Source organism: Streptomyces sp. NPDC042102, assembly GCF_055582305.1.
Genome location: NZ_JBVJDL010000017.1, coordinates 1 through 26154, shown reverse-complemented (window position 1 = coordinate 26154; position 26154 = coordinate 1). Strand labels below are relative to the sequence as shown.

Below are 26154 nucleotides of genomic sequence, written 5' to 3'. Positions count from 1 at the left end.
GCCTTTCACTTCGTCCCCGTCGGTCGTTCTCACCCTAGGAGCGAAGGCGCAGGCGGCGTCAGTTACGAATGTCATGCATTTCGGCCGGGCGCCGCCTCACGCCCGGCCGCGGGCGCGCGCCGCCGCCGCCTCGCGGCCGCAGGCGTACGCCAGCGCGTCGATCAGCTCCTCGGTGTCCGGCAGCCAGCGGTTGGCGGGCGTGGGGCGGCGGGCCCACTGCACCGAGCCGCTGACCCCGTACCGGGTCGGCGGCGCCGCGACGTACTCGCCCTCGCCGCGGGCGACCAGGTCCAGCGAGGCCGGCGGCCAGCCCAGCTTGCGCACCAGGTCCGGCATCTTGGCGCCGGCGCCCGGCAGGACGAAGAAGAGCATCCGCCGGTGCGGGGTCAGGGTCACCGGACCGAGGGTGACCGCCATGCGCTCCAGCCGGGCCAGCGCGAGGAAGCCGGCGGACTCCGGGACGTCGATCGCGTCGAAGGTCCGCCCGGTGGGCAGCAGGATCGAGGCGCCGGGGTTCTTGGACCACATCCGCCGGACCTGGACGGCGCTGCCGGTGGCCTGCGCCGCCCAGTCCTTCACCGCCGGGTGCGCGCCGGGCGTCACGCAGGCCTCGCCGCCGCCGCAGGAGCACAGCTCCCGGCCGTCCGCGGGCTCCAGCGAGGTGCCGGGGAACACGTCCCAGTGCCGCTCTTCCGCGTACCTCACGGCATGGTCCAGCAGCTGCTCGCCGCGCTGCTTGGGGATGGGCGCGGTCTCCATGACTCCGATGGTCTCTTCCACGTCCTTCACAACTCCCGCCGTCACCACGGGTTACGGGCGTAAACCGGCCGGTGGGCGGAGCATCGATCCTGCACGCGGGGCGCATCGGTGCACGGGCGGGGGCGCGCGGGAGGACGGGGAGCCGGGTCTGGGTAGCGACAAGTCGCAGAGCGGAAGATTCTCCGCCAATCAGCCGGGAAGTGATCATTCGAACGATCACCCGCGGCCACAGGGGGTTTTCATGGCAGCCAGGCCTCTCGTCGCCCGTCAGCCGAACGAACGGTTGCAGGCGCTCATCCAGGAAGCCGGGTGCTCCAACGCCGGGCTCGCCCGCCGTGTGAACGTGACCGGCGCCGAGCACGGTCTCGATCTCCGCTACGACAAGACGTCCGTGGCCCGCTGGCTGCGCGGTCAGCAGCCGCGCGGGCGGGCCCCCGGGATCATCGCCGAGGCCCTGGGCCGCAAACTGGGCCGTACCGTCACCATCGACGAGATCGGCATGGCCAACGGCAAGAACCTCGCCTCGGGCGTGGGCCTGCAGTTCTCCCCGACCGTCATCGGCGCCATCGAGCAGGTCTGCGAGCTGTGGCGCAGCGACGTGGGCCGCCGCGACTTCCTGTCCGGCTCCAGCGTGGCCGCGTCCGCGCTGGTCGAGCCCAGCCGCGACTGGCTGATCACCGGGGCGGACGCGGCGGTGGCCCGCTCGGGGGGCTCGCGCGTGGGCATGTCCGACGTGGACGCGGTACGGGCGACGACGGAGGCGCTGGTCGACCTCGACCACCGGTTCGGCAGCGGGCACGTACGGCCCGTGGTCGTCCACTACCTCAACAGCGTGGTGTCGGGCCTGATCGGCGGGTCCTACCGGGAGCCGGTGGGGCGGGCGCTGTTCGCGGCGGTGGCGCGGCTGACCGAACTCGCCGGCTACATGGCCGTGGACACCGGGCAGCCGGGGCTGGCCCAGCGCTACTACATCCAGGCGCTGCGCCTGGCCCAGGCGGCGGGCGACCGCGCGTACGGCGGGTACGTGCTGGCCGCGTCGATGAGCCACCTGGCGGCCGAGCTCGGCAACCCGCGGGAGATCGCGCAGCTGGCGCGGGCCGCGCAGGAGGGCACCCGCGGGCAGGTCACGCCGCGCGCGGAGGCCATGTTCTACGCCGCCGAGGCCCGCGGCCACGCGCTGCTGGGGGACGCCCGGGCGACGGCCGTGCTGTCCGCCCGGGCGGTGACCGCGCTGGAGCGGGCCGAGCCGGAGTCCGGCGACGACCCGGCGTGGATCCGGCACTTCGACGAGGCGTACCTGGCCGACGAGCTCGCCCACTGCCACCGTGACCTCGGCCAGGCGGACGCGGCCGGGCGGCGGGCGCAGGAGGCGCTGCGGGCGCTGCCCGAGACCAAGGCCCGCAGACGAGCGATCGGGATGCTGCTGCTCGCGGCCGCGCAGGTGCAGCAGCGCGAGGTCGAGCAGGCCTGCCAGACGGCGACGAAGGCGGCTGAGCTGCTGGGTTCGCTGCGCTCGAACCGGGGCGCGGAGTACCTCGACGACTTCCGCCAGCGGGTCGCGCCGTACCGGGAGGAAGCCGCCGTACGGGAATTCACGGCCCGGGTGGAGGCACGCGTGGCATAAATCGCATCTGGCCCCGCGGGCTGTGGACGACCTGCCGCGAACGGTGAGTGACCGGGTAGCGTGACCCGACGGTCCCGTAGGTTCGGGTGCAGTCGGAGAAGGAGTCCCGGTGACGCAGAGCGGACAAGGCGGACAAGGGGGCGATCAGCGCCACGCGGTGGAGCCCCCCGCGTACGCGGACGCCCCGCCGGCCGCGGACCCGTGGGGCCCGCCGCCCGGCGTGGCGCCGGCCCCGGGGCACGCGCTCGGGCCGGGGCACGTGCTCGGGCCGGGGTACGAGGAGCCGGGCGCGCCGGACTGGGGGCACCTCCCGGCGGCAGCCGGGGGAGTCCATCCGCCGGTGCACGAGGCGGCGACGCAGTACATCCCCCCGGTGCAGCCCGACCCGGCCGCGCCGGTGCCGCTCGAGGCAGCCACGCAGTACATCCCGCCCGTGCCGGCCGCGCCCGGTCCGGGGGAGGCCGCGACGCAGTACATCCCGCCGGTCCCGGCGGCGGCCGGTCCGGGTGAGGCGGCCACCCAGTACATCCCGCCCGTCCCGGCGGCGCCCGGTCCGGGGGAGGCGGCGACGCAGTACATCCCGCCCGTCCCGGCGGGTCCGGCGGCCGACGAGGCGGCCACCCAGTTCATCCCGCCGGTCACGGACGGCGTGTTCCACTCCGAGGAGCAGGGGCACACCCAGGTGCTGCCGCCCATCCAGGAGCCGATCCGGCCGCACGCGCCGCGGGGCGGGCCGCCGCGCCCGTACCCGGGGCAGCACCAGGGGCCCCCTCAGCACCCGCACCAGCAGTACGCGCCCGCCGCCGGACCGCGCCGTCAGGCCCCGCCGCCCTTCGAGGAGCCCGCCCGCCGGGTGTCGCCCGCGATCATCGCGGCCGCCGTGTTCGGCCTGGCGCTGACCGGGCTCGGCGTCGGCGCGCTGCTCGGCGACGACGTCAAGCCCAAGAGCAACGACCCGGTGGCGGTCGCCTCCGTGCCGAGTCCGACCGGGTCCCAGCCGCCGTCGGCCGCCGCCGAGGCGCCGGTGGACCCGGCGCGCGCCCAGGCCGTGCAGCTGGACAAGCTGCTCGCCGACAGCAACGACAACCGGGCCACGGTGATCGACGCCGTCGACGACATCAAGGGCTGCGACAACCTCGACACCGCGGCCAAGGACCTGCGCGACGCCGCCCGCCAGCGCGAGGAGCTGGTCACCCGGCTCCAGGAGCTGAAGATCGACAAGCTGCCCGACCACGCCAGGCTGGCCGCCTCCCTCACCAAGGCCTGGCAGTCCTCGGCGGCCGCGGACAAGCACTACGCGGCGTGGGCGGACGAGCTCGCCGGCGACAAGAAGGACTGCAAGGACGGCCGTGCCAGGTCCTCGTCGCACGCGAACGACGGCAACAAGTCCAGCGCCGAGGCGACCCGCGCGAAGGAGGTGGCGGCGACCCTGTGGAACCGCATCGCGAGCCAGTACGGCCTGACGAAACGGGACAAGTCGCAACTCTGACCCGGCGGGCCACAACCCTGACCCACCGGGCCGCGGCCGGTGCGCGCGGCGTCAGTTCGAGCCGGGCGCGCCCTCCAGCGTCTGGGTCATGTCCATCGCGCCCTCGCCCGCCTGCGCGACCAGCCGGCCCGACTGCACCACCTGGAAGCTGACCCGCCCGTTGACGATCCGCGGGTAGCCGCTGACCGCGCGCAGGTCCTGGAAGCGCCACTTCAGGTCCGGGGTGAGGCCGCCGGTCGGGACGCCCTCCGACCGGTTCAGCGCGCGGGCGACGTCGCGCGCGGCGATGGTGTCCGCGTCGCCGAGCTTCTTCACGACCTCCGTGAACACGGAGTACGCGATCCACGTGGTCTGCGTCCCGGCGTCGGTCGGGTCCACCTCGTCGTCGCCGAAGGCGTGCTCGGCGATCACCTGGCGCATCGGGGCCCACAGCGGGTCGCTGGCCACCGGGTACCAGCCGGTGACGTACGCGCCCTCGAAGGGGCTCTCCTTGCCGCCGGTGCGGTCGATCAGGGCCTGGCTGACACTGCCGAGGACCGAGGCGAGCTGCGGCTTCTTCTGCTTGGTCTCCACGCGGCGGTAGGAGTCGAAGAAGGTCTCGGTGCGGGCGCCGAGCACGGCCGTGACGCAGCCCTTGGCGGTGTCCTTGCCGCGGGCGGCGTCGACGAGCGCCTCGCGGGCCTGCGGGCCGTAGTCGCTCGCGTCCTCGGCGGCCCGGATGTCGGAGGCCTCCTGCTGCTTGCCGGCCCGCAGGCCGGCGTTGAGCAGGCTCGGCATCGCGTCGCCCGCGAGGGTGTCGGGGCGGACCAGGGCCACCTGCTCGCAGGCGCGGGCGAGCTGGTGGCCGGCGCCGGCCAGCAGGACGGGCTGGCCGCCGTTGACGGGGAAGGACAGGGTGGACTGGAACTCCTCGGAGGAGATGCCGTAGCCGCCGATGAACGGGATGCCCGCGGCCTCCAGGGGGGACATGAAGGCGCGGCCGTGCTGGCTGTAGGAGCCGATCACGGCGACCGCCTTCTCGGCGACGGCCTTGCGGGCGCAGTCGCCGGCACCGCTGGGGGTGTTGTGCTCGTTGCAGGTCAGGACGCGCAGCTTGCGGCCGTTGATGCCGCCCTTGCCGTTGATCCACCGCTCGTAGGCCTTGGCCATGGCGGGCATTCCGGCCATATTGGTGGCTTTGGTGTCCTGCGGGGCGAACGTCATGACCGTGAGCGTTTCGGCCGAACCCCCACCGTCACCTGGGAGCGCGCCGCATCCGGTGGCGAGACACACACCGAGCGCCGAAGCCAGGAGGGAGCGGTATTTCGCCATGCGTCGCATGTCCGTCATGGCTATGCACACTTCCTCCCCACGGGTAACGGGGCAGTGAGCAGTGGGCAACGACGAGTGACGGGAGGGTGAACTCCGGGCGCATCAAGATCCCGCATGGGCGGAACGTACGATCGAAAGCGTGACATTCGTCCAAGCTTCCAAGAACTCTTCCCGACCCGGCCGCCGCTCCTCCACCATGGGCGGCATGCCGCTCAACGACATGCCGTGGTGGCGCTGGCGCAGCAACGTGCGCTCGGCCCTGCACATGCTTTCCGATCCCGCCTTCCAGGAGGAGACCTGGCTGGCCGGTCTCGAGGGCTACGGTGACGTGACCGACGCCGTCTACCGGCTGGTCGAGGACACCTGGCTCGACAGCTGGTCCGCCGAGAAGTACGTCGGGACGATCTTCCGGGACTCGCAGGAGGCCGCGCTGGTCGACGTCGCCGTCCTGCGCGTGCTGCGCATCCTGCACCAGGTGGGCCCCGACGCGCCCGTCGCCGCGTACCTGGAACACCACGGCTGGCCCGAGGCGGTCCGCGCGGCGCGCGAGGCGCACGTACGGCTGGCCGCGGCGGACGGGGACGACCCGGACGCGTACCCGCGGTCGCTGGAAGTACTGCGAATCCTGACCCGCACGGTGTGAAAAGGTGTGGTGTCATGAGCGATGACCCGCACCAGCCGCACCACCAGCGCCCCCCGCAGTCCGAGCAGTACGTCCTGACCCTGTCGTGCCCCGACAAGCAGGGCATCGTGCACGCCGTGTCGAGCTACCTGTTCATGACCGGCTGCAACATCGAGGACAGCCGCCAGTTCGGCGACCACGACACCGGACTCTTCTTCATGCGGGTCCACTTCTCGGCCGAGGCGCCGGTGACGGTGGAGAAGCTGCGGGCGAGCTTCGCGGCGATCGGCGACTCGTTCCGGATGGACTGGGAGATCCACCGCTCCGACGAGCGGATGCGGATCGTCCTGATGGTCTCCAAGTTCGGGCACTGCCTCAACGACCTGCTCTTCCGCTCGCGCATCGGCGCGCTGCCGGTGGAGATCGCGGCCGTCGTCTCCAACCACACCGACTTCGCCGAGCTGGTCGGCTCCTACGACATCCCCTTCCACCACATTCCGGTGACGCGGGAGAACAAGGCCGAGGCCGAGGCGCAGCTGCTGGAGCTGGTCCGCTCCGAGAACGTCGAGCTCGTCGTCCTGGCCCGCTACATGCAGGTCCTCTCGGACGCACTGTGCAAGGAGCTGAGCGGGCGGATCATCAACATCCACCACTCGTTCCTGCCGAGCTTCAAGGGTGCCAAGCCGTACCACCAGGCGCACGCGCGCGGTGTGAAGCTGATCGGCGCGACCGCCCACTACGTGACCGCCGACCTCGACGAGGGCCCGATCATCGAGCAGGAGGTCGAGCGCGTGGGCCACGAGGTCACGCCCGACCAGCTGGTCGCCATCGGCCGTGACGTCGAGTGCCAGGCGCTGGCGCGCGCGGTGAAGTGGCACAGCGAGCACCGCGTCCTGCTGAACGGCTCCCGCACGGTCGTCTTCGCCTGAGCACACCTCGCCTGAGCACACCTCGGGCGGGGGCGCCACGCGCGTGGCGCCCCCGCCCGAGGTGGTGCTACAGCCGGCTCAGGGAAGCCGCCGCGAAGAGGACGTCGCGGATCGCCTCGCGGTCACCGTGCTGGCCGGCCGCCGCCTCCTCCGGGGCGATGTGCCCGGCCGCGAGCTGGCAGAACTCGATGGTGTCCATCGCGATCTCCGCGACCGTGCGGTCCGCCGAGGTCGCCGCCGCCGGCGAGTCCAGCGCGATGTCCCAGGACCCGCCGCCCGCGCCCTCGATCTCCAGGTGCAGCGTCCGGCCCGGCTTGCCCGCCGCCACCAGGTCCTGGGGCGGGCCGGCCAGCCCGCCCCGGCGGCGGTCGGCCAGCGCACCGGGCAGCAGCCGGGCCGCCAGGTCGATCATCCCGTGCAGGTGCGGGCCGGCCGGCGGCTCGTACGGGTAGTCCACCGCCTCCGCGATGTCGGAGGCGTGCACCCAGCACTCGAAGGCCCGTTCCAGGAACGCGTCCCCCAGCGGCAGCGAGAAGTCCCCGTAGTCCACCGCGAGGTCGGCGACGCCGCGGCCCGCGAAGGAGACCGTACGCACCAGGGTGTGCCCCTGTTCTCGCCAGGGTTCCCGGACCTGGCGGGTGGCCGGGTACGGCGAGGAGGACCAGAACTCCTCCGTGCGGGCCGTGGGATCGGCCGGTGCCTGCGCGCCCAGCGGATCGGTCAGCCCCAGCGCGGTCGCGACCAGCGCGTCCACCGTCAGCAGATGCCCGATGACCCCGGCCACCGTCGTCCGCCGCGAGGTCCGTCGCTCCTCCTGGAACCACTTCAGCCGGACCGGCGTGTGCCACTCCGAGTCCCCGAAGTCCCGCAGCAGCGCGTCCAGCCGAGCCGTCTCGGTGTCGTACGGCGTCGCCCAGACCGGCACCGGGATCCGCGCCGGACGCTTGCCCAGGCAGTCCTCCAGCACCCGTGAACGCAGCAGGGGCTTGAGGTCCAGGCTCTCCTCGGGGTGCAGCAGGCCCACCGCGTCGCGCAGCCGCAGCGCCTCCTCCGCGCAGGGCGCGCACTCGGTGAGGTGCTCCTCCACCGCGTGCGTCTCCTCCGGCGAGCACGCCGACAGCGCCCACGCGCCCAGCAGCGACTTCAGCACGTCGTGCGAGGGCGGCCCGATCGGCGTCACCGCGGGCAGGACGGCGAAGTCGTCCGCCGCGGCCCGTGGACCCGGTATCCGGGCGGGGCCCGGCAGCTGGTGTCCGTCGTCGGCAGACTCGGCGGGGCCGTTCATCGGGAACTTCCGTATCCGGGCGGGGCGATGTCCTCCGGGAGGACGTTGGCGGTCGACAGCAGCTGGAGTCCCAGGCGCAGCCGCCGGCGCGCCTCGTCCTCGCTGATCTGGAGGTCGGCGGCGGCCTGCCGGTAGTCGCGGCGCTTGAAGTACGCCAGTTCCAGCGCGGCCCGCAGCGGCGCCGGCATGGACGTGACGATGAAGTCCGCGCGGGCGGCGGCGTTGGCGCTGGCCACCTTCCGCTCCAGCTCCTCGCGCGAACCGCGGCCCAGCTCGGCCTGGCGCAGCCGGGCCACGGCCTGGCCCTGGGTGATCCGGGCCACCCAGGAACGCATCGAGCCCTGCTTGGGGTCGTACGCGTCCGGGTTCTCCCAGATGTAGCCGAACACTTCACGGGTGATCCGGTCCGCCGCTTTCTCGTCACCGAGCACGCGGTGCGCCAGGCTGTGCACGAGCGATGCGAAACGGTCGTACAGCTCCCCGAGCGCGGCGGCCTCGCCGCGTGCCAGACGTTGCTGCATGCGGCGGTCCCAGCGCGGTGGTACGTCCTTCGGCATAATGCCCCCAGCCGTGTGTCGACCCTCCGAATGTAGTGGGCACCGTGCGGTTCGCGCCCGTTTTGGGAGAAGGTCCCCCTGGAAGGAGGACCTGCGTGCTATCTGTGACTTGGCCAGTGCCGGGCTTCAGCCCAGTGGTGAAGGCCATCCTTGGCCCGGAGGTGCGGAGCGCCGGAGTTCACCGCGCCTGCGGGACCTCAGCTCAGGCCGGGCGGTTCCGCCTCGCCGTTGAACTCCTTCAGCTCGACCTCGACGTCCTCGGACACCGATCGCGTGATCTCTTCCATGCGCATCAGGTGCTGGTCGGCGAAGGCCTCGTGGCGGTACTTCGTCACGAAAACCAAGTGAGCGTTAAGGACGAAAACGCACTGCCTGCCTGTACAGACGCGCTGCGCGTCCGTGAGACCGCCCGTGCCGCCGGGCTGCCGTTCGTCTCCTGTGCCGAGCTGGGCAAGCGGCTCACCGCCGCGAAGAAGACCGAGGAACGGGCCTGGCTCGGCGAGGTTTCCGCCGTCGTCCTGCAACAGTCCCTTCGGGACCTGGACACCGCCTACCGGAACTTCTTCGACGGCCTGAAGGGCAAACGCCCGAAGACGGGGCCGCCCCGGTTCAAGTCCCGCAAGGACAACCGGCAGGCCGTACGGTTCACCGCGAACGCCCGATGGAAGATCACTCCCGGCGGGGACCTGTCGCTGCCGAAGATCGGCGATGTGCGGGTGAAGTGGTCCCGCGCCCTGCCGTCCACGCCGTCCACGGTGACGGTGGTGAAGGACGCGGCCGGGCGGTACTTCGCTTCGTTCGTCGTCGAGACCGGCACCGGCGAGGTGCTGCCCGGGACCGCCGGTCAGGTCGGTATCGACCTGGGCCTGTCGCACTTCGCGGTCCTCTCCGACGGCACGAAGATCGACAGCCCGCGCTTCCTGCGCCGGGCCGAGAAGAAGCTCAAGCGGGAACAGCAGCGCCTGTCCCGCAAGGCCAAAGGCAGCAGCAACAGGGCGAAGGCCCGCCTCAAGGCCGCCCGTGCACACGCACGGGTGGCCGACGCACGGCGCGAATTCCACCACCAGCTCTCAACGAAGATCATCCGTGAGAACCAAGCGGTTGCCGTTGAGGACCTGGCGGTCAAGGGCCTCGCCCGAACGCGCCTGGCCAAGTCCGTGCACGACGCCGGATGGTCGCAGTTCGTGACCATGCTGGAGTACAAAGCCACCCGGTACGGGCGCACCCTCGTCAAGATCGGCCGGTTCGAGCCGACCTCACAGGTGTGCTCGCAGTGCGGCGTCAAGGACGGCCCCAAGCCCCTGCACATCCGTGTGTGGGAGTGCGGGGCGTGCGGGGCCGTCCTCGACCGGGACATCAACGCGGCGGTCAACGTCGCCAAGGCGGCCGGACTGGCCGTGTCAGCCTGCGGAGCGCGGGTAAGACCGGGACCCGTCCCGGCACAGCGCGGAGAAACAGGAACCCGCCGAGACGGTCAGACGACCGTGGCAGGAATCCCCGCCCTTTAGGGCAGGGAGCGGAAGTCAAGGCTCGTGCGCCGCACCGCGCTCCTCGTGCGCGGGTTCGATGCGGCCACCTCCTTGCCGGCTTTCCTTAACGCACAGGCCACCGAGGCCTTACGCTTCCGCCTGTCTTGAACTGAACCCACCGCACATGTGAAGGCGGAACGCCGAATATGGACAGCGCAGAGTACGAGCGCAAGATCGCCGCCCGATTCGCCACCTTCGACCAGGACGGCAACGGATATATCGACCGGGAGGACTTCAGCGCGGCCGCCAGGGCGGTGCTGGCCGAATTCGGTACCACCGCACGCTCCGACCAGGGGCAGGCCGTCTTCAACGGGGCCGAGGCCTTCTGGCAGGGCATGGCCGGCATCGCCGACGTGGACGGCGACCAGCGGGTGACCCGCGACGAGTTCATCACGGGCGCCGCCAAGCGGCTGCGTGACAGCCCTGCCCGGTTCGCCGAGATCGCGCGGCCGTTCCTGCACGCGGTCATCGCGGTCGCGTCGGGCGGCAGCCCCGAGGGCTCCACGCCGGAGGCGGTGGCCCGGGTGCTGCGGGTGCTGGGCACCTCCGCCGAGGGCGCCGAGCAGATCGCGCGGGCCCTGGACGCCGACGGGGACGGCCGGATCTCGGAGGAGGAGATCCTGGCCGCGTTCGCCGGCTACTGCGGGGTCGAGGCGCCGGACGCGCCGTAGGTCCCGTCCGCTCCGACGCAGGACGGTCCCCGGGACCGCGTCCTCACCGCTTGGCCGCGGGCGGCGGCGCGAAGGGGTGCTGCGGGGTCACGATCTCGGTGACCGTCCTGCCGATCAGTGAACTCAGGCTGCCCGTGCCCTTGTCGATGTCGGAGTTGATGAGCACGACGAGGGTGGTCCGCTCGGCGGGCAGGCGGATCGCCAGGGTCTCGTAGCCGGGGATGTCGCCGTTGTGCCCGACCCAGCCGTTCAGGGAGAGGATCCCCAGGCCGTAGGCCAGGCCGGGATGGCCGGTGGGCGCCATCCGCATGCGCTGGGCCTGGGTGGCGGGTTCCAGGAGCCTGCCGTCGGCGAGCGCCGGCACCCAGGCGCGCAGGTCGTCGAGGTCGGAGATCACCGCGCCGGCCGCCCACGCCCAGGAGGGGTTCCACAGCGAGGAGTCGACCGGCTTGCCGCTGGGGCTGAAGTCCGTGTAGCCGTGGGCGTACGGGGTGGGCAGGGCGCCGTCCTTGGGCAGGGACGTGTCGTTCAGGTGCAGCGGGTCGAAGACGTGCTCGCGCAGGAACGCGGCCAGCGGCTGCCCGCCCACCTTCTCGATCATCAGGCCGAGCAGCACCGTATTGGTGTTGCTGTACATCCACTTGCTGCCCGGCGGGAACTGCGCGGGGTGCGCGAAGGCGATGTCCAGCAGCTGCCGCGGGGTGTAGACGCGCTGCGGGTCCGCGCGGACCTCGGCCATCCACGTGGGGTCGAGGGTGTAGTCGAACAGCCCGCTGCGCATGCCGGCGAGCTGCCGTACGGTGATCCGCTCCCCGCCCGGCACGCCGTCGACGTACCGCGCGATCGGGTCGTCGAGGCCGATCCGGCCCTCGTCGACGAGTTGCAGGACCGCGGTGATGGTGAAGGTCTTGGTGACGCTGCCGATCCGGTGGAACATGTCGGCCTTCATGGGGGCGCCGGTGGCCTGGTCGGAGACGCCGAGCGAGCGCTGGTAGGAGCCGCCGCCGTCGATCCACAGGCCGACGTTCATGCCGGGGAAGCCGCCCCGCTCCATGGCCGCGGCGAGCGCGTCGTCGAGGCGCTGCACGGTGGCCGGGTCGAGGTCCGCCCGCCCCGGCGGCGCGGCGGCCGGGGCCGGCCCGGCGCACAGCGCGGCCAGCAGCAGGGAGGCGGCCGCCGCCGCGGAGATCCCCCGGAACCTGCCCCGAGCGCCCATGGCGGACCACCTCCGCACCTCATGTCCCCGAGGCCGCTCCTCCCAGCGTAGGAAGGGACGCGGGAGGCGGCGACCGGGCCGGTGGCGGCGACCGGGGCCGGTGGTGGCGGCGGTCGGGGTCAGGGGCGGGCGTAGCGCTCGCGCAGCTTGTACTTGAGCACCTTGCGCAGGGCGTCGTTGCGGGGCAGGGCCTCCACCAGCTCCAGCTGCTCGGGCAGCTTGTGCGTGGCCAGGCCCGCCCCGCGCAGGTACGCCGTGATCCCGGCCAGGTCCAGGGGCGCGGCCCCCGGCGGCTGCTCGACGACCGCGCAGACGCGTTCGCCGCGCTCGGGGTCGGGCAGGCCGATGACGGCGGCGTCGCCGACGCCGGGCAGCTGGTGCAGGAGGTCCTCGATCTCCTTGGCGGAGATGTTCTCGCCCTTGCGGATGATCACGTCCTTGCTGCGGCCGGTGAGGACCAGGTGGCCGCTCGCGGTGAGGTGCCCGAGGTCGCCGGTGATCAGGTAGCCGTCGGCGTCGAACACCTCCGCCGTCTGCGCGGGGTCGAGGTAGCCCCGGCAGACGGCCTCGCCGCGCAGCCGGACCTCGCCGTCGGTGCCCGCGGGCAGTACCGAGCCGTCGGGCCCGGTGATCCGTATGGACATCCCGGCGGGCGGCCGGCCCTCGGTGGTGGCGAGGTCGTCGTCGGTGTCGTCGGGCGAACCCATGGTGATCATGGGGACTTCGGTCATGCCGTAGCCGTGGGTGAGCTTGCAGCCCAGCTCGCGCACCACCGCGTGGTAGATCTCCGGCGGTTTGGGGGCGCCGCCGCCCGCCAGCAGCCGCAGGGTGGGGATCAGCGGCTCGCCGGGGTCCTTGCGCTGCTCGGTCAGGAAGAGCGAGTAGAAGGCGGTCGAGCCGCCGGCGACGGTGACCCCGTGGCGGCGGTAGCCGGCCACCGCGCCGGGCATCGCGAACTTCTCGAACAGGACCGCCGGGAAGCCGTACAGCAGCAGCATCACCAGGTAGTCGGGCCCGCCGATGTGCGCGTACGGGAAGGCGATCGAGCCGACGTCGGCGGGGGTCAGGCGCAGGGCGTGCGCGAGGCACGAGCCGCCCGCCAGGAGCGAGCGGTCGGTGTGCAGGACGCCCTTGGGGTCGGAGGTGGTGCCGGAGGTCCAGTAGATCCACCGTACGTCGGTGCCGGAGGCGGGCGGCGGGGGCAGCAGCCCGGGATCGGCTTCCGGCAGGTCCGTGTCCGCGTACGCCTCGAAGACGCCGCGGGCGCCGAGCCGCTCGGCCATCGCGCGGTGGTCGAAGCCGCGCCACTGCCCGGGCACGGCGAAGAACTCGGCCTTGGACTCGCGCAGCGCGAAGCCGACCTCGCGGTCGCGGTAGAACGGGATGACGGGGGACTGGACGGCGCCGAGGCGGGCGAGGGCGAGCGAGAGCAGCACCGTCTCGATGCGGGTGGGCAGCTGCCAGGCGACGACCGTGCCGGGCCGCACGCCCCGGGCGAAGAGGCCGGCCGCGACGGCCTCGGCGCGCTCGCGAAGCCGGCCGAAGGTGATCGAGCGGTCGGTCTCCGCCTCGATGAGGGCGGGGGTGTGCGGGGTGAGGGCTGCCCGGCGGGCGACCAGTTCCCACAGGGTGGGGGCCTGGGCCAGCTCGTGTGCGGTGTCCGTCATGGCCTGACCTCCGGAACGCGGGGACGCGGGGACGCGGGGACGCGGGCAAGGCAGTGTCTGACGTTGCGTCAGATCGACTGGGAAGCGTAGGGCGCTGCCGCTTGTCGGTCCAGGGGTGACGGGGCTAGCTTATTTCTGACGATCCATCAGATTGCCGGTGCGCGGACGGCAGCGCCCGGACACGGTGAGGGGACCCCATGGAACTGCCTCGGATCATCAGCGTCGACGACCACGTGATCGAGCCCGCCCATCTCTTCTCGACCTGGCTCCCCGCCAAGTACCGCGACCGGGGCCCCCAGCCGCTGACCGCCGGCATCGGCGAGCTCGCGTACACCGGCGGCAAGTACGTGATCACCATGGACCCCGACGGCCCGCCCACCGACTGGTGGATCTACGAGGACCTGAAGTTCCCGTACAAGCGCAACATCGCCGCCGTCGGCTTCGACCGCGACGACATGACCCTGGAGGGCATCACCCGCGCCGAGATGCGCCGCGGCTGCTGGGACCCCGCCGAACGCCTCAAGGACATGGACCTCAACCACGTCGAGGCCTCCCTGTGCTTCCCGACCTTCCCGCGCTTCTGCGGCCAGACCTTCGCCGAGGCCCACGACAAGGAGGTCGCGCTCGCCTGCGTGCGCGCGTACAACGACTGGATGGTCGAGGAGTGGTGCGGCGACAGCGGCGGCCGGCTGATCCCGCTGTGCATCATCCCGCTGTGGGACATCGACCTCGCGGTCGCCGAGATCCGCCGCAACGCGGCCCGCGGGGTCAGGGCCGTCACCTTCTCCGAGATCCCCACCTACCTCGGGCTGCCGTCCATCCACTCCGGCTACTGGGACCCGTTCTTCGCCGTCTGCCAGGAGACCGGCACGGTCGTCAACATGCACATCGGGTCCAGCTCCCAGATGCCCGCCGCCTCCCCCGACGCCCCGCCCGCCGTCCAGGCCTCGCTCAGCTTCAACAACGCGATGGCCTCGATGATGGACTTCCTCTTCAGCGGGGTGCTGGTGAAGTTCCCGACGCTGAAGCTGGCCTACAGCGAGGGCCAGATGGGCTGGATCCCGTACGCGCTGGAGCGCGCCGACGACGTGTGGGAGGAGCACCGCGCCTGGGGCGGGGTCCGCGACCTGATCCCCGAGCCGCCCTCCACGTACTACTACCGGCAGATGTACTGCTGCTTCTTCCGCGACAAGCACGGCATCGCCTCGCTCGACGTCGTCGGCCGCGACAACGCCACCTTCGAGACCGACTACCCGCACGTCGACTCGACCTTCCCGCACACCAAGGAGGTCGCCCTCGACCACGTCCTGGGCCTCGACGAGGAGACGGTCTACAAGCTGATGCGCGGCAACGCCATCCGCATGCTGGGCCTGGACCTTGACCGCGACCGCCGCCGGGCGGGCCAGTGGACCTGACCTGCACCGAGGAGGAGCGGGAGTTCCGGGCGAGGCTGCGCGCCTGGCTCGCGAGGACACTGCCCGCGCTGCCCGCCCCGCCCTCCCCGGACGACTGGCCGGGCCGGCGCGCCTACGACCTCGGCTGGCAGCGGCGGCTGTACGACGCCGGGTACGCCGGCCTGGACTGGCCCGTGGACGCGGGCGGCCGCGGCGCCACGCCCACGCAGGCCCTGATCTTCCTGGAGGAGACCGAACGGGCGGGCGCCCCGTACGTCGGCGCGAACTTCGTGGGCCTGCTGCACGCCGGCCCGACCATCGCCGCCGAGGGCACGGCCGAGCAGCGCGCCCGCTGGCTGCCGCCCGTCCTGCGCGGCGACGAGGTGTGGTGCCAGGGCTTCAGCGAGCCGGACGCGGGCTCGGACCTGGCCGCCCTGCGCACGCGGGCGGTGCGCGACGGGGACGCGTACGTCGTGACCGGCTCCAAGATCTGGACCTCGCACGCGGAGGTCGCAGACTGGTGCGAACTGCTGGTCCGCACCGACCCCGACGCTCCCAAGCACCGGGGCATCACCTGGCTGGCCATGCCGATGGACGCGCCCGGGGTCACGGTGCGCCCGCTGCGCACGCTGGCGGGCTCGACCGAATTCGCCGAGATGTTCCTCGACGAGGTGCGGGTGCCGGTCGCCAACCGGGTGGGCGCGGAGAACGACGGCTGGCGGGTCACCATGGTGACCCTGTCCTTCGAGCGCGGCACCGCCTTCGTCGGCGAGGTCGTGGCGTGCCGGCGGGTCCTGGGCGCCCTGGCCCGCCGGGCGCGGGAGAACGGCCGCTGGGACGACCCCGTACTGCGCCGCAGGCTCGGCCGCCTGGCGGCGGAGTTCGGCGCGCTGTGGCGGCTCACCCAGTGGAACGTCAGCGAGGCGCAGGCGGCCGGCGGAGTCCCCGGCATCGGCGGTTCCGTCTTCAAGCTGCGCTACTCGCACGCGCGGCAGGAGCTGTTCGACGCGGCCGCCGAGGTGCTGGGGCCGTGGTCGTTGTCGTTGGGCGAGGAATGGACCCTGGACCGGCTCTCCTCCCTCTCCTACACGATCGCGGCCGGCACCTCGCAGATCCAGCAGAACATCGTGGCCGAGCGCATCCTCGGCCTCCCGAAGGGCAGGTGAGGGCGGCCGTGGACTTCCGGCTGAGCGAGGACCAGCGGGCCCTGCGCGCGGGCGTACGGGAACTGCTGGCCGGGCGGTACGGGCGCGAGGCGCTGCGCAAGGCCGTGGACACCGGCGCGGCCGTCGACCGGGCCCTGTGGCGGGAGCTGGGCGAGGCGGGCCTTTTCGCCCTGCGGCTGCCGGAGTCCGCCGGGGGCGTGGGGCTCGGCCTGCCCGAGGCCGTCCTCGTCTTCGAGGAGGCCGGGCGGGCCCTGCTGCCCGGCCCCCTGGTGGCGACCCACCTGGCGGCCGGCACGGTCCCGGGGGCGGCGGAGGGGACGGCCGTGGTGACGGCCTTCGACCTCGGCGGCCCGCTGGTGGCGTACCTGGGCGAGGCGGACGCGGTCCTGGGCGCCGAAGCCGTACCGGCGGGCGACCCGGTCCGCCCGGTGGACCCGCTGACACCACTGCACAAGGTGGACGCGTCGGCGTACGCCTCCCCGGCGCCGTACCGCGACACGGGGGCGCTGCTGACGGCGGCGCTCCAGCTCGGCAGCGCGCTGCGGACGGTGGAGCTGGCGGTCGACCACGCGCGCGGGCGCGAGCAGTTCGGGCAGCCGATCGGTGCCTTCCAGGCGGTCAAGCACCTGTGCGCGCAGATGCTGGTCCGGGCGGAGGTGGCCCGTACGGCGCTGTACGCGGCGGCGGTGACCGGCGACCCGGGCGAGGTGGCGGCGGCGAAGCTGCTGGCCGACGAGGCCGCCGTACGCAACGCGCGGGACTGTCTCCAGGTCCATGGCGGGATGGGGTTCACCTGGGAGGCGGACGTGCACCTGCACCTGAAACGGGCCTGGGTGCGGGCCGGTCAGTGGCTGGGGGCGGCGGAGGCGGAGGAACTGCTGGCCGCTGGGCTCATCGCTTCGTCGGAGGAGTCATGGGTGTGACGGCTGGGAAACGGAGGGGTGCATGTCCGATTACGGAGAGTTGATATCGGTTCGTGTCCTTCGCCCGCTTGCTCACGGACCGGAGTCGGGGGCGGGTCACGGTACGCTCCACCGATGCGAGCGGTTGAGCGGCGAGTGCGTCGCACAGTATGCACCACGCCTACTCCTTCGCGCTGGAATATGCCCGAAGCGCTTGTTGTCGTGACTGTATGTCAACCATGCTGCTCCGCAAGGGGATCACGGTCCGTGATTCCGTCCTGTCGCGAGGCGAAGTGTCAGCCGGTTCGGATGGTGTGAGCGGTGCAGGTGCTTCAGGTTCAGCTGGAGGTAGGTCCCGACCCCGCGGAGGTCGGCCGGGCCCGCCGGTGGGCGCGCTCCCGGCTGGCGGGGTCGGGCATAGGGGATGACGAACCACTCGCCGAGACGCTGGTCCTGCTGATCTCGGAACTGGTCACGAACGCCGTGGTGCACACCGGCTGCCCGGCGGTCCTGCGGATGCTGTTCGGCGGCCCCGGGGTCCGGGTCGAGGTCGCCGACGCGAGCGACCGCCCGCCGGCCCCGCGGCACGCGGACGGCGAGGACACGGGCGGGCGCGGACTGGAACTGGTGGTCGGCCTCGCGGACCGCTGGGGCTGGCAGCGCGAGGGTGCGGGCAAGCGGATCTGGTGCGAGGTCGACCGCGCGCACAAGGCCGCCGACGAGGTCCGCGAAAAAAGTGGCCCGGGCCGGGAACCGCGCGTGTACCTCTAACGAGGTGTTGACGGACCGTCATGCGTTGATCACCCTGGAATGGACGATTCGTCGCGAGGGGACGCCAAGGGTTCGGCCTTGACGAGTGCGGGTCGTGGGGTGGCGGCTGCCGTGCCGCGCTCGGGGCGTGCACGAACGTACGCCGCCACCCACTGAACGGGGTCGGGGGACCCGTTATGGGGCATGGTCCCCGTTACGGGGCGGGGCGGCTCGTTAGGCGGCGCCAGGCGCGGCGGAGAGGCCGGGGCGCGCTGTGCTGCTGGGCAGCCTGCTGGGCACTGACGAGGTTGTTGCGGCTGTTCAGGGTGTCGGGGTGGTCGGGGCCGAGAATCCGGGTGCGGTCCGTGAGGGTCTGCTGGTGGAGGTCGGCGGCCTCCTGGTACCGCTCCAGCTCATAGAACGCGACGGCGAGGTTGTTGCGGCTGTTCAGCGTGTCGGGGTGGTTGGGGCCGAGGGCGCGGGTGCGGTCGGCGAGGGTCTGCTGGTGGAGGTCGGCAGCTTCCTGGTGCTGCCCCAGTTCGTAGAGCGCGTTGGCGAGGTTGTTGCGGCTGCTCAGTGTGTGGGGGTGGTTGGGGCCGAGAGTGCGGGTGCGGTCGGTGAGGGTCTGCTGGTGGAGGTCGGCGGCCTCCTGGTGCTGCCCCAGCCTGTGGAACACGTTGGCGAGGTTGTTGCGGCTGCTGAGGGTGTCGGGGTGGTTGGGGCCGAGGGTGCGGGTGCGGTCGGTGAGGGTCTGCTGGTGGAGGTCGGCGGCCTCCTGGTACTGCTCCAGCTCATAGAGCGCGATGGCGAGGTTGTTGCGGCTGCTGAGGGTGTCGGGGTGGTCGGGGCCGATGATGCGGGTGCGGTCGGTAAGGGTCTGCTGGTGGAGGTCGACAGCTTCCTGGTACTGCCCCAATTCAAAGAGCACGTTGGCTACGTTGTTGCGGCTGGTCAGGGTGTGGGGGTGGTCGGGGCCGAGGATGTGGACGATGTCGGTGAGGGTCTGCTGGTGGAGGTCGGCGGCCTCCTGGTACCGGCCCAGCTCGTAGAGCGCGTTGGCGAGGTTGTTGCGGCTGTCCAGGGTGTCGAGGTGGTCCGGGCCGAGAACGCGGGTGCGAATGGACTCCGCCTGCTGAGCCAGGGCGTGCTGCCCGGCGTGTTGCCCGGCATCGTCCAGGCCGTCGGCGAGGGTGCTCAGCGTGTTCGCGAGTGCCGGGTCGTCGCAGCAGCCGTCGAGTCCGGCGACGGCAAGTGCGTGCGGGGCGAGTACGCGAGCGGTCGCCCAGCCCGCGCGTCCGGCAGCTGTGACGTCCTGGACGGTCCGGCCCAGCTGGCCGGAGAGTGCCGCATGCCATTGCTCCGGGTGTGTGACCTCCCCGGACAGGGCCAGAGCGGAGATCTCCCGGACCAGGGGGTGCAGCACCACCAGCCCGGCCGGGCCGCCCGATTCGCCGGTGACGGAGTCGACCAGACCGTACGTGTGCAGCCCATTGACCGCGGCCTCCACCGCGACCTCGCTTGCCGCCAACCCCGTCGCCGCGGTTACCAGGTCAGGGGTGACGAACGACAGCGGAACCGGCGCCGCTCCCAGCAGGGACAGCAGCCGCAGGACCGGCCGGGCCAGGGTGTTCCCGGCGTCGGTGAGCTGGTCGAGGGACAGTTCCCAGGTGTGGCGTACGACGGCGCGCGCGACCTCGGGATCGGCGGCCCGGGGGTGTTCGGCGCCCAGGAGGCTGGACAGTTCGCGGTCCAGGGCCTCGGTGTAGCTGGCGTACGTCCGGTACCGGCTGCCCGCGGCGGCCAGGTAGCGGCCGGCGGCGTGCAGGGCCAGGGGCAGTCCGCCGAGTCGCTCGGCCAGCGCCCGGGCCTCTTCGGCGGTACCCGCGTCAGGGGCCCCGTCCCTCAGGACCTCCGAGCCCGCCTGCCCTTCCAGGGGCGTCAGGCGGCGCAGGACCGCCGCGCCGCCCCACGTACCGCTGTCGGTGTTCCGGCTGGTCACCAGCAGCAGCCCGCTGCCGGCCGGGCGGATCCACCCGCGATACGTGCCCACCGGGTCCCGGCCAGATCCGAGTGCCTCCGGCTCGTCCACGTTGTCCAGCACGATCAGCCAGCGGCCCGCCAAGGCCAGTTGCTCCCACACCGCGTCGGGCAGGCTCAGCCGCCCGGCCCGCGCGGCCTCCAGCTGTTCCTCCGGCATGCCGCAGGCGACCGCGATCCGCACCATGTGCTCGGCCAGCTGCTGCTCGTCGCGCCACCGGATCCAGAACACGGCCGTGCCGTCCGCCCGGGCCTGCTCCGCCAGTGACGCGGCCACGGTCGTCTTGCCGAGCCCGCCCGCCCCGCACAGCACCGCGAACCGCCCCTGCGGGCGGCGCAGCAGGCGCCGTAGCTCGGCCAGGTCCGCCTCCCGCCCCCGGACCGGGCCACCCGTGTGCGGGGCCGCGAGTGACTCCATGACCCCCGCCACGACCCGGCTGACCGGCACCAGGCGCGCCGAAGCGGCGCCCCCGCCGCCGTCCAGTCGGCGGCTCCACACCTGGAGCCCGGCCGAGGCCAGCACCATCACGCCGAAGACCGTCCACACCAGCCACGGGTTCTCCGCCCAGGCCGGCACCTTCGCCGTGACGTAGTTCGTGAACACCCCCGTGCCCCCGGCCACCAGCGCCGCCACCGCCGCCGCCACCGATCCAGCCCGTGCGCTCTTGCCCTGCACCGCGCCCCCTCCAGCAGTCGTCCGCCTCTCAGAATGCGCCATCGGCGAGGGGCTGTTGGCCCCGAACCGGAATTCCCGGCCGCCGTGCTCTCCGGCCGTCCCAGCCTTTCGGGCACACGTCAGTGCCCCCGCGCGCCCCCGCGCGGATCTGGCCACCGAGCAAGGCAGTCGGCAGGATCGGCGCGGGCGGCGCGGGAGGGGCGGCATGCACGGACACGAGCAGGACGAGGACGCCCGCCGGCGGTCCCGCGGGGCGCTCCATCCGCGACGGGCCGCCGAGGCCGTGCCGGACCCCGGGGCGCCGGCCGATCGGGCACGGCTGCTCGCCCTCCAGTCCCGCGTCGGCAACCGCGCCGTGGGCCGGCTGCTGGTGCAGCGGCAGAGTCTGGAGCCCGCCGTCGCCGGGGCGGGGGCCGCCGGAGCCCTGGCGCTGTCCCAGGTCGAGGTGGTCTCGGTGATCGGCTCGGCCGGTATCGCGGGCCGCGCCGCCGCGCTGGTGCTCGCCGTGGTCGGCGGCGAGATCGTCGTCGGGGCCGTCGTCGCGGTGGCGGTGGCGGGGGCGGTGGCCGGAGCGGGGTACCTGCTGTACCTGAACTGGCAGCAGCTGAGCGGCGCCGCCGGCGCGCCCCGCATGCCGTACCACCCGACCCCGGGCCGGATCGGCGAGGCGAACCTCCCGCCACCCCCCGTGGCGGTGCCCCAGCCGGTGCCGCAGGGCCTCGACGGGGCGACCACCGGTACCGGGCCCTGGGTGGGGCCGATCTCCATCACCCTGACCCCGCCCATCCAGCGGGCGGTCATCCGGCAGATCGCCATCGAGCGCCCCCGTACGCAGGGGCAGGAGTGCGTGGTGCCCGACTACCAGGGCTACGCGAACATCGCGCACCTGATGGCCCTGGAGGGCGTGGGGGAGAACGTCAACTGGTGGATCGCGCACGCGCACCGCACGCCCCACGGGGAGGCGCTGCGCCGGGACCGCTCCCAGATGATCACTCAGGTCTGCCGGCAGGGCATGTACAACGTCATGGTGGCGTTCTCCTGCCAGGGCGATCTGCTCGCGATGGCCCTGGGCGCGAAGCACTACGACGACGAGGAGCATGCCGAGGAGAAGGCGGCGCCCGTCATGCGGGCCGAACTGCGGGCCCGCCGGGCCGCCGGCCAGCAGGCCCTGCTGGCCGGCGGGACCCTGGTCAGCATGTGCCAGCAGGAACCGTGCCGCGGTCAGTACAAGGGGCACCACTGCCTGCGGCTCTTGAACCGGATCGCCCGCGAGTACCTGCCGGGAGGGCAGGTGGAGGGGGTGGCCGTTCACTGGCCGCCGGGCTACCGGCGGCTGCTGTTCGACGCGTACAACTCCCGGATGGCGGCGCGCAAGGGACGGGCGCTGACCGCCGCGGAGCTCGCCCCGCGTCGCGGGGACCGGGTGTGACCGGACGGCGGCCGTTTCGACGGCCGCCGTCCGGGCGCCGGACGTTTACACGTCGGCGGCGCAGATCACGTCGTACGGGCGGCCGATCTGGATGGTGAGCCTCATAGGCTCGGTGGTGCCCTTCGGGCACTCTTCCTTGGTCTTGACGAGGTCGAGGACCTTGTACGAGCCCTTGCCGGCCGAGGCGCAGGCGACTTCCTTCGCGGTCTCGGTGATGCAGTCGCCCTTGACGAGCTGACCGCCGCCCGCGCCCGCGTCACCGGGGTGGTCGTTGCCGAGGTTCCGTCCGCACACGGTGTTGGTGGGCAGGCCGGTGCCCTTGCCGCCGTAGGAGACGCTGACCTTGATGATCAGGTCGGTGCCGGCCGGGCACTGGATGGCGTTGTCCAGGATGCTGGCCTCCTTGATCTCCAGGGCCTTGAAGGTGGCCGTGGAGTCGGAGCAGCTGATCTTGCGGTAGCCGTCGGGCTGGTCCTTGGGGTCGGGACCGCCGCACTCGCCGACCTTCCAGGGGCTGTTCTTCTCGGCGCCGGCGGCGGAGCTGGACTTGTCCGAGGAGGGGGCCTTCGACGGAGCCTTCGACGGGGAGGAGGACGCCGAGGACGACGTCGACGCGTTCGAGGACTTCTTGTCCTTGTTCATCCACTGGGAGAGGCCGAAGATGCCGCCGATCACCAGGAGGAGGACCAGGACGCTGGCTATGGCGCTGCCCGTACGGCGCCGGGGCGCGGGCGGCTGCGGCATCATGGGCGGCTGATGCATGGGCGGGGGCGGCGGGGCGGCACCGTACTGGGACATGTTGCTGGTTCCTCCGAGGGTTCTGGGGACGTGCGCGTGACGCGCAGCGTTCGCAACGACGCGTCATGCACACCTCATAGTTCCATGGGGGACCGACACGCCGGTGCGGCAATTTCGACGTACGTGACGGGCACCACGCGCCACTCGGGACGGAGCCCGTCGCGCAGGACGACGCTGAACCCGACGGGCTCCCCCCGGTGCAGGGCGGCGAGCGCGGCGACGCGGCCCCCGGCGGCGGCCCAGGCGAGGGCGCGCTCGATCTCGGCGGCGGTGAGCGGGACGGGGCGGGTGGCGGATCTGGTTCCCGACCAGCCGAACGGCCTGCTCGGGGGTGTCCAGCATGGCCCGGTGGAGCAGCCGCGGCCGGTCGTCATAGACGTCGCGATAACAGACGGCCTCGAACCAGTACCCGGTGCGGAGGGTGGCGATCGTGCGCATGGGTCTGCCTCCGAAGCCCGTGGGGCGGCCAGGTGCTCCTCTCAACCAGCGTAGGAACCAGGTGAGTTGCACTGCCGGTGAAGGGGTGGCGCACGCCGAAGTTAGCGTTAGCTACAGATCTGTATCAAGCGTTTGACGTCTAACGGGTGATACGGGGTGTGCGGCCCGGCACGGCTCGGCCCCCTGGCCGGTAGCCAGGGGGCCGGGGGTGCCGCGTGCCGGTCAGGCGAGGTCGTCAAACTCGCCCGCAGCCGCCCCGTCGATGAACGCCCGGAGCTTGGCTCGGGAGGTGCGGATGACGATGTCGGGGTCGTCGCTCTCGCGGATCAGGATCTCGCCGTCCTTCATCGCGACTTCAAGGCAGTTGCCGGCGTCCGCCGACCTGGAGGACTTACGCCAGTTGATGTCCACTGTTCTCACGCCTTCATAGTTGTTGCGCCGCCTCGCGAATGAAGTCGCGAGACCGTTCGGGGTCGTACGACCGCGCCTCGGTCCGATCAAGCACTGCTCGGTAGTTGGCCAGTCGCGTCGTGGCGTCAAGCAGTGCGGAACCGGACGCGATGTCCGTCTGGACTGTGTCCAGCTGAGGCACCGGCCCGTACGCGTAGAGGGTCGGGCCTCCAGCGTTCGGAATGCCGCCCGCCTCGAACGGGATCACCCTGACCGTCACGTTGTCCCGCTCGGACTGCTTGAGGAGGTAGTCGAGCTGATTCAATGCGACCTTCCGCCCACCGAACCTCATGCGCAGGGCCGCTTCATGGATCAGGAAGCTGCAACTGATCGTTTCCTTGCGGTCGAGGATGTCCCGGCGTCGCATCCGGAGCGACAGGAGGCGACGCAGGTCGACGGGGCGCAGTGGTGGAACTGCTTCTTCGAATACGGCGCGGGCGTAGTCCTCGGTCTGCAGCAGTCCGGGCATGTGCATGATCTGCACGCTACGGAGGGCCACGGCATGGTGCTCGAGTTCGCAGATGTCGAGCAGGGCTGCGGGTACTTCGTCCCGATAGTCGTCCCACCAACCCCGCCCGCGTTCCTCCGCCATGGCCGCCAGCGCGTCCACGTAGGCCGGCTCTGGGCAGCCGTAGTGCCTCGTCCATCTGCGGACACGGTCGCTGCTGACACCGAAGCGACCGTTCTCGATGTTGCTCATGTTGGTCCGGTCCGTGCTCAACTGCGCTGCGGCATCGGTCAACGAGATCCCGGCTTGCTCCCGGATCTTGCGAAGCTCGGCACCCAGGCGGCGCTGACGTGCGGTCGGAGCCTTCCTCGGCGGCATCGGCCTCCCCTCCTGTCGGGTCTCAGTGTCGCGCGCGGCTTGGGGTCGGGTCCAACGACCATACGGATTCTACGGAATCAGTAACAACCGTATTACCGTCTCGCTATAGTCGGTTGCAGCACAGCGTCACGCGTCCACAAGACCGAAGTGCAGCCGCTTCCCCATGCCTTGAGGTATGCGGCCAACGCCACGGCATGGCGCGCAGCGCGACCTCGTACCGCGTTGGGAGAACGAGACCGATGAAGACGTGCGCGTTAACCCCACCCCTGACGTACCGACTCGTGGCCCCCAGCCGGGCCGACACCCCCAGGCTGGCCCGGGACTGGGTGACCCTGGTCCTGCGGACGGCGGGACAGGAGCGACTGGCCGAGCGGGCGCGCCTGTGCACCTCGGAGGTGGTGACCAACGCCCACCAGCACACCGCCACACCCGAAATCGGGGTCGAGGTCCTGCTCCAGGGCGCCGTGGTGACGGTCTACGTCTACGACAGCGCCCCTGACCGGTGGCCGGCCGGCGGGGGTGGACTGTTCGACACCTGCGGGCGCGGCCTGGACCTCGTGCGGGCGTACGCGGACGACTGGTCCGTGGTGATGCTCGACGACGGGACGGCCAAGGCGGTGTGGTTCAGCCTCGTGTCCCGTGAGTGACCGCGGTGGGCCTGGAGCAGGCAGCCGGCGGTGGCTCCGCGCCCATGCGCAGGTTCCTGCGTCAGTGGGCGCTGCACGTCGCGATCGAGCGGCATCCCGAGCTGGCCGCGCGCCTGCATCGCCATGAAGCGCGGGCCGCGCACGTCACCGATCTCGAGGGCGGATGGTCGCGGCCGAGATCGGGCGGATCCTCGACAAGGCCGCCGCCGAGGCCAGCCTGGCGCACGGCGGAGCTGGCGGGGAGCGATTCCCGAGGTGCGGTATTCCTCCAGCGGAAACCGACCTCAGGGCTTACGGTTCAAGCCCTTCCAACCATGCAGCCACGTCCAGGGACCGCTGCAGGGCCGGTCCAAAGAGGTCGGGGTTGGCTTGGGCCAGGACGCGGCGGATTGTGACGGCCTCCTGGACGGCAGCCAGGCCCTCCTCGCGTCGCCCCACCGCACCCAGGCGGATCGAGAGATTGTTGAGAGCCATGGCGAGGTCGGGCAGGTGGGCGTCGGGGTTGGCCTCGGCCAGGACGCGGCGGATTGTGACGGCCTCCTGGACGGCAGCCAGGCCCTCCTCGCGTCGCCCCACCTCACCCAGGCAAACGGAGAGATTGTTGAGGGCGCTGGCGAGGTCGGGCAGGTGGGCGTCGGGGTTGGCCTCGGCCAGGGTGCGGTAGTGACCGGCGGACTCCTGGATGGCAGCCAGGCCCTCCTCGCGTCGCCCCACCGCACCCAGGCAAACGGAGAGATTGCTGAGAGCCATGGCGAGGTCGGGCAGGTGGGCGTCGGGGTTGGCCTCGGCCAGGGTGCGGTAGTGACCGGCGGACTCCTGGATGGCAGCCAGGCCCTCCTTGCGTCGCCCCACCTCACCCAGGCGGACGGAGAGATTGTTGAGGGCGCTGGCGAGGTCGGGCAGGTGGGCGTCGGGGTTGGCCTCGGCCAGGGTGCGGTAGTGACCGGCGGACTCCTGGATGGCAGCCAGGCCCTCCTTGCGT

At 72.2% G+C, this 26154-nt stretch carries 25 protein-coding genes; 12 read left to right on the top strand and 13 right to left on the bottom strand.

What is annotated here, in order from left to right; genetic code table 11:
- Positions 1-96 precede the first annotated feature (96 nt).
- Complete coding sequence (locus ACZ6KO_RS33120; RefSeq protein ID WP_469307675.1) at positions 97-759, bottom strand: bifunctional DNA primase/polymerase; 663 nt, start codon at positions 757-759, stop codon at positions 97-99.
- 241 nt (positions 760-1000) lie between these two features.
- Between ACZ6KO_RS33120 and ACZ6KO_RS33115 the strand changes: the two genes are divergently transcribed.
- Both ACZ6KO_RS33115 and ACZ6KO_RS33110 read left to right on the top strand, forming a co-directional pair.
- Complete coding sequence (locus tag ACZ6KO_RS33115; protein ID WP_469307674.1) at positions 1001-2383, top strand: transcriptional regulator; 1383 nt, start codon at positions 1001-1003, stop codon at positions 2381-2383.
- 109 nt (positions 2384-2492) lie between these two features.
- On the top strand, positions 2493-3872 hold the full coding sequence (locus ACZ6KO_RS33110) for a hypothetical protein (protein ID WP_469307673.1): 1380 nt from the start codon (positions 2493-2495) through the stop codon (positions 3870-3872).
- Positions 3873-3923: 51 nt separating this feature from the next.
- On the opposite strand, the gene ACZ6KO_RS33105 is transcribed toward ACZ6KO_RS33110, so the two are convergent.
- Positions 3924-5201 (bottom strand): ABC transporter substrate-binding protein, encoded by a 1278-nt coding sequence (locus ACZ6KO_RS33105; protein ID WP_469307672.1) that lies wholly within the window; start codon positions 5199-5201, stop codon positions 3924-3926.
- Between the two features lie 178 nt (positions 5202-5379).
- Here ACZ6KO_RS33105 and ACZ6KO_RS33100 point away from each other — a divergent pair, with 178 nt between their 5' ends.
- Both ACZ6KO_RS33100 and purU read left to right on the top strand, forming a co-directional pair.
- Positions 5380-5826, top strand: coding sequence for an SCO4402 family protein (locus tag ACZ6KO_RS33100; RefSeq protein ID WP_401453418.1), 447 nt, complete (start codon positions 5380-5382; stop codon positions 5824-5826).
- Positions 5827-5840: 14 nt separating this feature from the next.
- On the top strand, positions 5841-6734 hold the full coding sequence (purU, locus tag ACZ6KO_RS33095) for a formyltetrahydrofolate deformylase (protein WP_469307671.1): 894 nt from the start codon (positions 5841-5843) through the stop codon (positions 6732-6734).
- Positions 6735-6801: 67 nt separating this feature from the next.
- Here purU and ACZ6KO_RS33090 read toward each other — a convergent pair whose 3' ends face one another.
- The 3 genes from ACZ6KO_RS33090 to ACZ6KO_RS33080 form a co-directional block, all read right to left on the bottom strand.
- Positions 6802-8019, bottom strand: coding sequence for a zf-HC2 domain-containing protein (locus ACZ6KO_RS33090; RefSeq protein WP_469307670.1), 1218 nt, complete (start codon positions 8017-8019; stop codon positions 6802-6804).
- Entirely contained in the window at positions 8016-8576 is a 561-nt protein-coding gene (locus ACZ6KO_RS33085) for a sigma factor (protein WP_469307669.1), read from the bottom strand. The genes ACZ6KO_RS33090 and ACZ6KO_RS33085 overlap by 4 nt, the downstream gene beginning before the upstream one ends.
- A gap of 197 nt (positions 8577-8773) precedes the next feature.
- A complete protein-coding gene (locus tag ACZ6KO_RS33080) occupies positions 8774-8911 on the bottom strand; it encodes a hypothetical protein (protein ID WP_469307668.1) in 138 nt (45 codons plus the stop codon).
- 9 nt (positions 8912-8920) lie between these two features.
- Here ACZ6KO_RS33080 and ACZ6KO_RS33075 point away from each other — a divergent pair, with 9 nt between their 5' ends.
- On the top strand, positions 8921-10084 hold the full coding sequence (locus ACZ6KO_RS33075) for an RNA-guided endonuclease InsQ/TnpB family protein (protein WP_469307667.1): 1164 nt from the start codon (positions 8921-8923) through the stop codon (positions 10082-10084).
- A gap of 167 nt (positions 10085-10251) precedes the next feature.
- Entirely contained in the window at positions 10252-10776 is a 525-nt protein-coding gene (locus ACZ6KO_RS33070; protein ID WP_469307666.1) for an EF-hand domain-containing protein, read from the top strand.
- Positions 10777-10819: 43 nt separating this feature from the next.
- Here ACZ6KO_RS33070 and ACZ6KO_RS33065 read toward each other — a convergent pair whose 3' ends face one another.
- Both ACZ6KO_RS33065 and ACZ6KO_RS33060 read right to left on the bottom strand, forming a co-directional pair.
- A complete protein-coding gene (locus ACZ6KO_RS33065) occupies positions 10820-11992 on the bottom strand; it encodes a serine hydrolase domain-containing protein (protein WP_469307665.1) in 1173 nt (390 codons plus the stop codon).
- Positions 11993-12111: 119 nt separating this feature from the next.
- A complete protein-coding gene (locus ACZ6KO_RS33060; RefSeq protein WP_469307664.1) occupies positions 12112-13659 on the bottom strand; it encodes a class I adenylate-forming enzyme family protein in 1548 nt (515 codons plus the stop codon).
- A 197-nt stretch (positions 13660-13856) separates the two neighbouring features.
- Between ACZ6KO_RS33060 and ACZ6KO_RS33055 the strand changes: the two genes are divergently transcribed.
- The 4 genes from ACZ6KO_RS33055 to ACZ6KO_RS33040 all read left to right on the top strand — a co-directional run bounded on the left by ACZ6KO_RS33055 (position 13857) and on the right by ACZ6KO_RS33040 (position 17892).
- A complete protein-coding gene (locus ACZ6KO_RS33055; RefSeq protein WP_469307663.1) occupies positions 13857-15074 on the top strand; it encodes an amidohydrolase family protein in 1218 nt (405 codons plus the stop codon).
- Positions 15065-16219 carry an acyl-CoA dehydrogenase family protein gene (locus ACZ6KO_RS33050; protein ID WP_469307662.1) on the top strand — a complete coding sequence of 385 codons (1155 nt, stop codon included), beginning with the start codon at positions 15065-15067 and terminating at the stop codon, positions 16217-16219. Before ACZ6KO_RS33055 ends, ACZ6KO_RS33050 begins: the two co-directional genes overlap by 10 nt.
- Before the next feature lie 8 nt (positions 16220-16227).
- A complete protein-coding gene (locus tag ACZ6KO_RS33045) occupies positions 16228-17142 on the top strand; it encodes an acyl-CoA dehydrogenase family protein (protein ID WP_469307661.1) in 915 nt (304 codons plus the stop codon).
- 300 nt (positions 17143-17442) lie between these two features.
- Positions 17443-17892, top strand: coding sequence for an ATP-binding protein (locus tag ACZ6KO_RS33040; RefSeq protein ID WP_469307660.1), 450 nt, complete (start codon positions 17443-17445; stop codon positions 17890-17892).
- 193 nt (positions 17893-18085) lie between these two features.
- On the opposite strand, the gene fxsT is transcribed toward ACZ6KO_RS33040, so the two are convergent.
- Positions 18086-20584 carry an FxSxx-COOH system tetratricopeptide repeat protein gene (fxsT, locus tag ACZ6KO_RS33035; protein WP_469307659.1) on the bottom strand — a complete coding sequence of 833 codons (2499 nt, stop codon included), beginning with the start codon at positions 20582-20584 and terminating at the stop codon, positions 18086-18088.
- A 205-nt stretch (positions 20585-20789) separates the two neighbouring features.
- On the opposite strand from fxsT, the gene ACZ6KO_RS33030 reads away from it, so the two are divergent.
- Positions 20790-22013 carry a hypothetical protein gene (locus ACZ6KO_RS33030; protein ID WP_469307658.1) on the top strand — a complete coding sequence of 408 codons (1224 nt, stop codon included), beginning with the start codon at positions 20790-20792 and terminating at the stop codon, positions 22011-22013.
- 45 nt (positions 22014-22058) lie between these two features.
- On the opposite strand, the gene ACZ6KO_RS33025 is transcribed toward ACZ6KO_RS33030, so the two are convergent.
- From ACZ6KO_RS33025 to ACZ6KO_RS33010, 4 genes are all read right to left on the bottom strand, one after another.
- Positions 22059-22775, bottom strand: coding sequence for a hypothetical protein (locus ACZ6KO_RS33025; RefSeq protein WP_469307713.1), 717 nt, complete (start codon positions 22773-22775; stop codon positions 22059-22061).
- A 110-nt stretch (positions 22776-22885) separates the two neighbouring features.
- Entirely contained in the window at positions 22886-23185 is a 300-nt protein-coding gene (locus tag ACZ6KO_RS33020) for a GNAT family protein (protein WP_469307657.1), read from the bottom strand.
- 286 nt (positions 23186-23471) lie between these two features.
- On the bottom strand, positions 23472-23669 hold the full coding sequence (locus ACZ6KO_RS33015; protein WP_469307656.1) for a DUF397 domain-containing protein: 198 nt from the start codon (positions 23667-23669) through the stop codon (positions 23472-23474).
- A gap of 4 nt (positions 23670-23673) precedes the next feature.
- Positions 23674-24525 (bottom strand): Scr1 family TA system antitoxin-like transcriptional regulator, encoded by an 852-nt coding sequence (locus ACZ6KO_RS33010; protein ID WP_469307655.1) that lies wholly within the window; start codon positions 24523-24525, stop codon positions 23674-23676.
- Positions 24526-24806: 281 nt separating this feature from the next.
- Between ACZ6KO_RS33010 and ACZ6KO_RS33005 the strand changes: the two genes are divergently transcribed.
- The gene (locus ACZ6KO_RS33005) at positions 24807-25172 is read left to right on the top strand and encodes an ATP-binding protein (protein ID WP_469307654.1); all 366 of its coding nucleotides are present in this window, start codon (positions 24807-24809) and stop codon (positions 25170-25172) included.
- A gap of 291 nt (positions 25173-25463) precedes the next feature.
- On the opposite strand, the gene ACZ6KO_RS33000 is transcribed toward ACZ6KO_RS33005, so the two are convergent.
- Positions 25464-26154, bottom strand: a 691-nt coding sequence (locus ACZ6KO_RS33000) for a tetratricopeptide repeat protein (RefSeq protein ID WP_469307653.1), incomplete at its 5' end; no start/stop codon positions are given.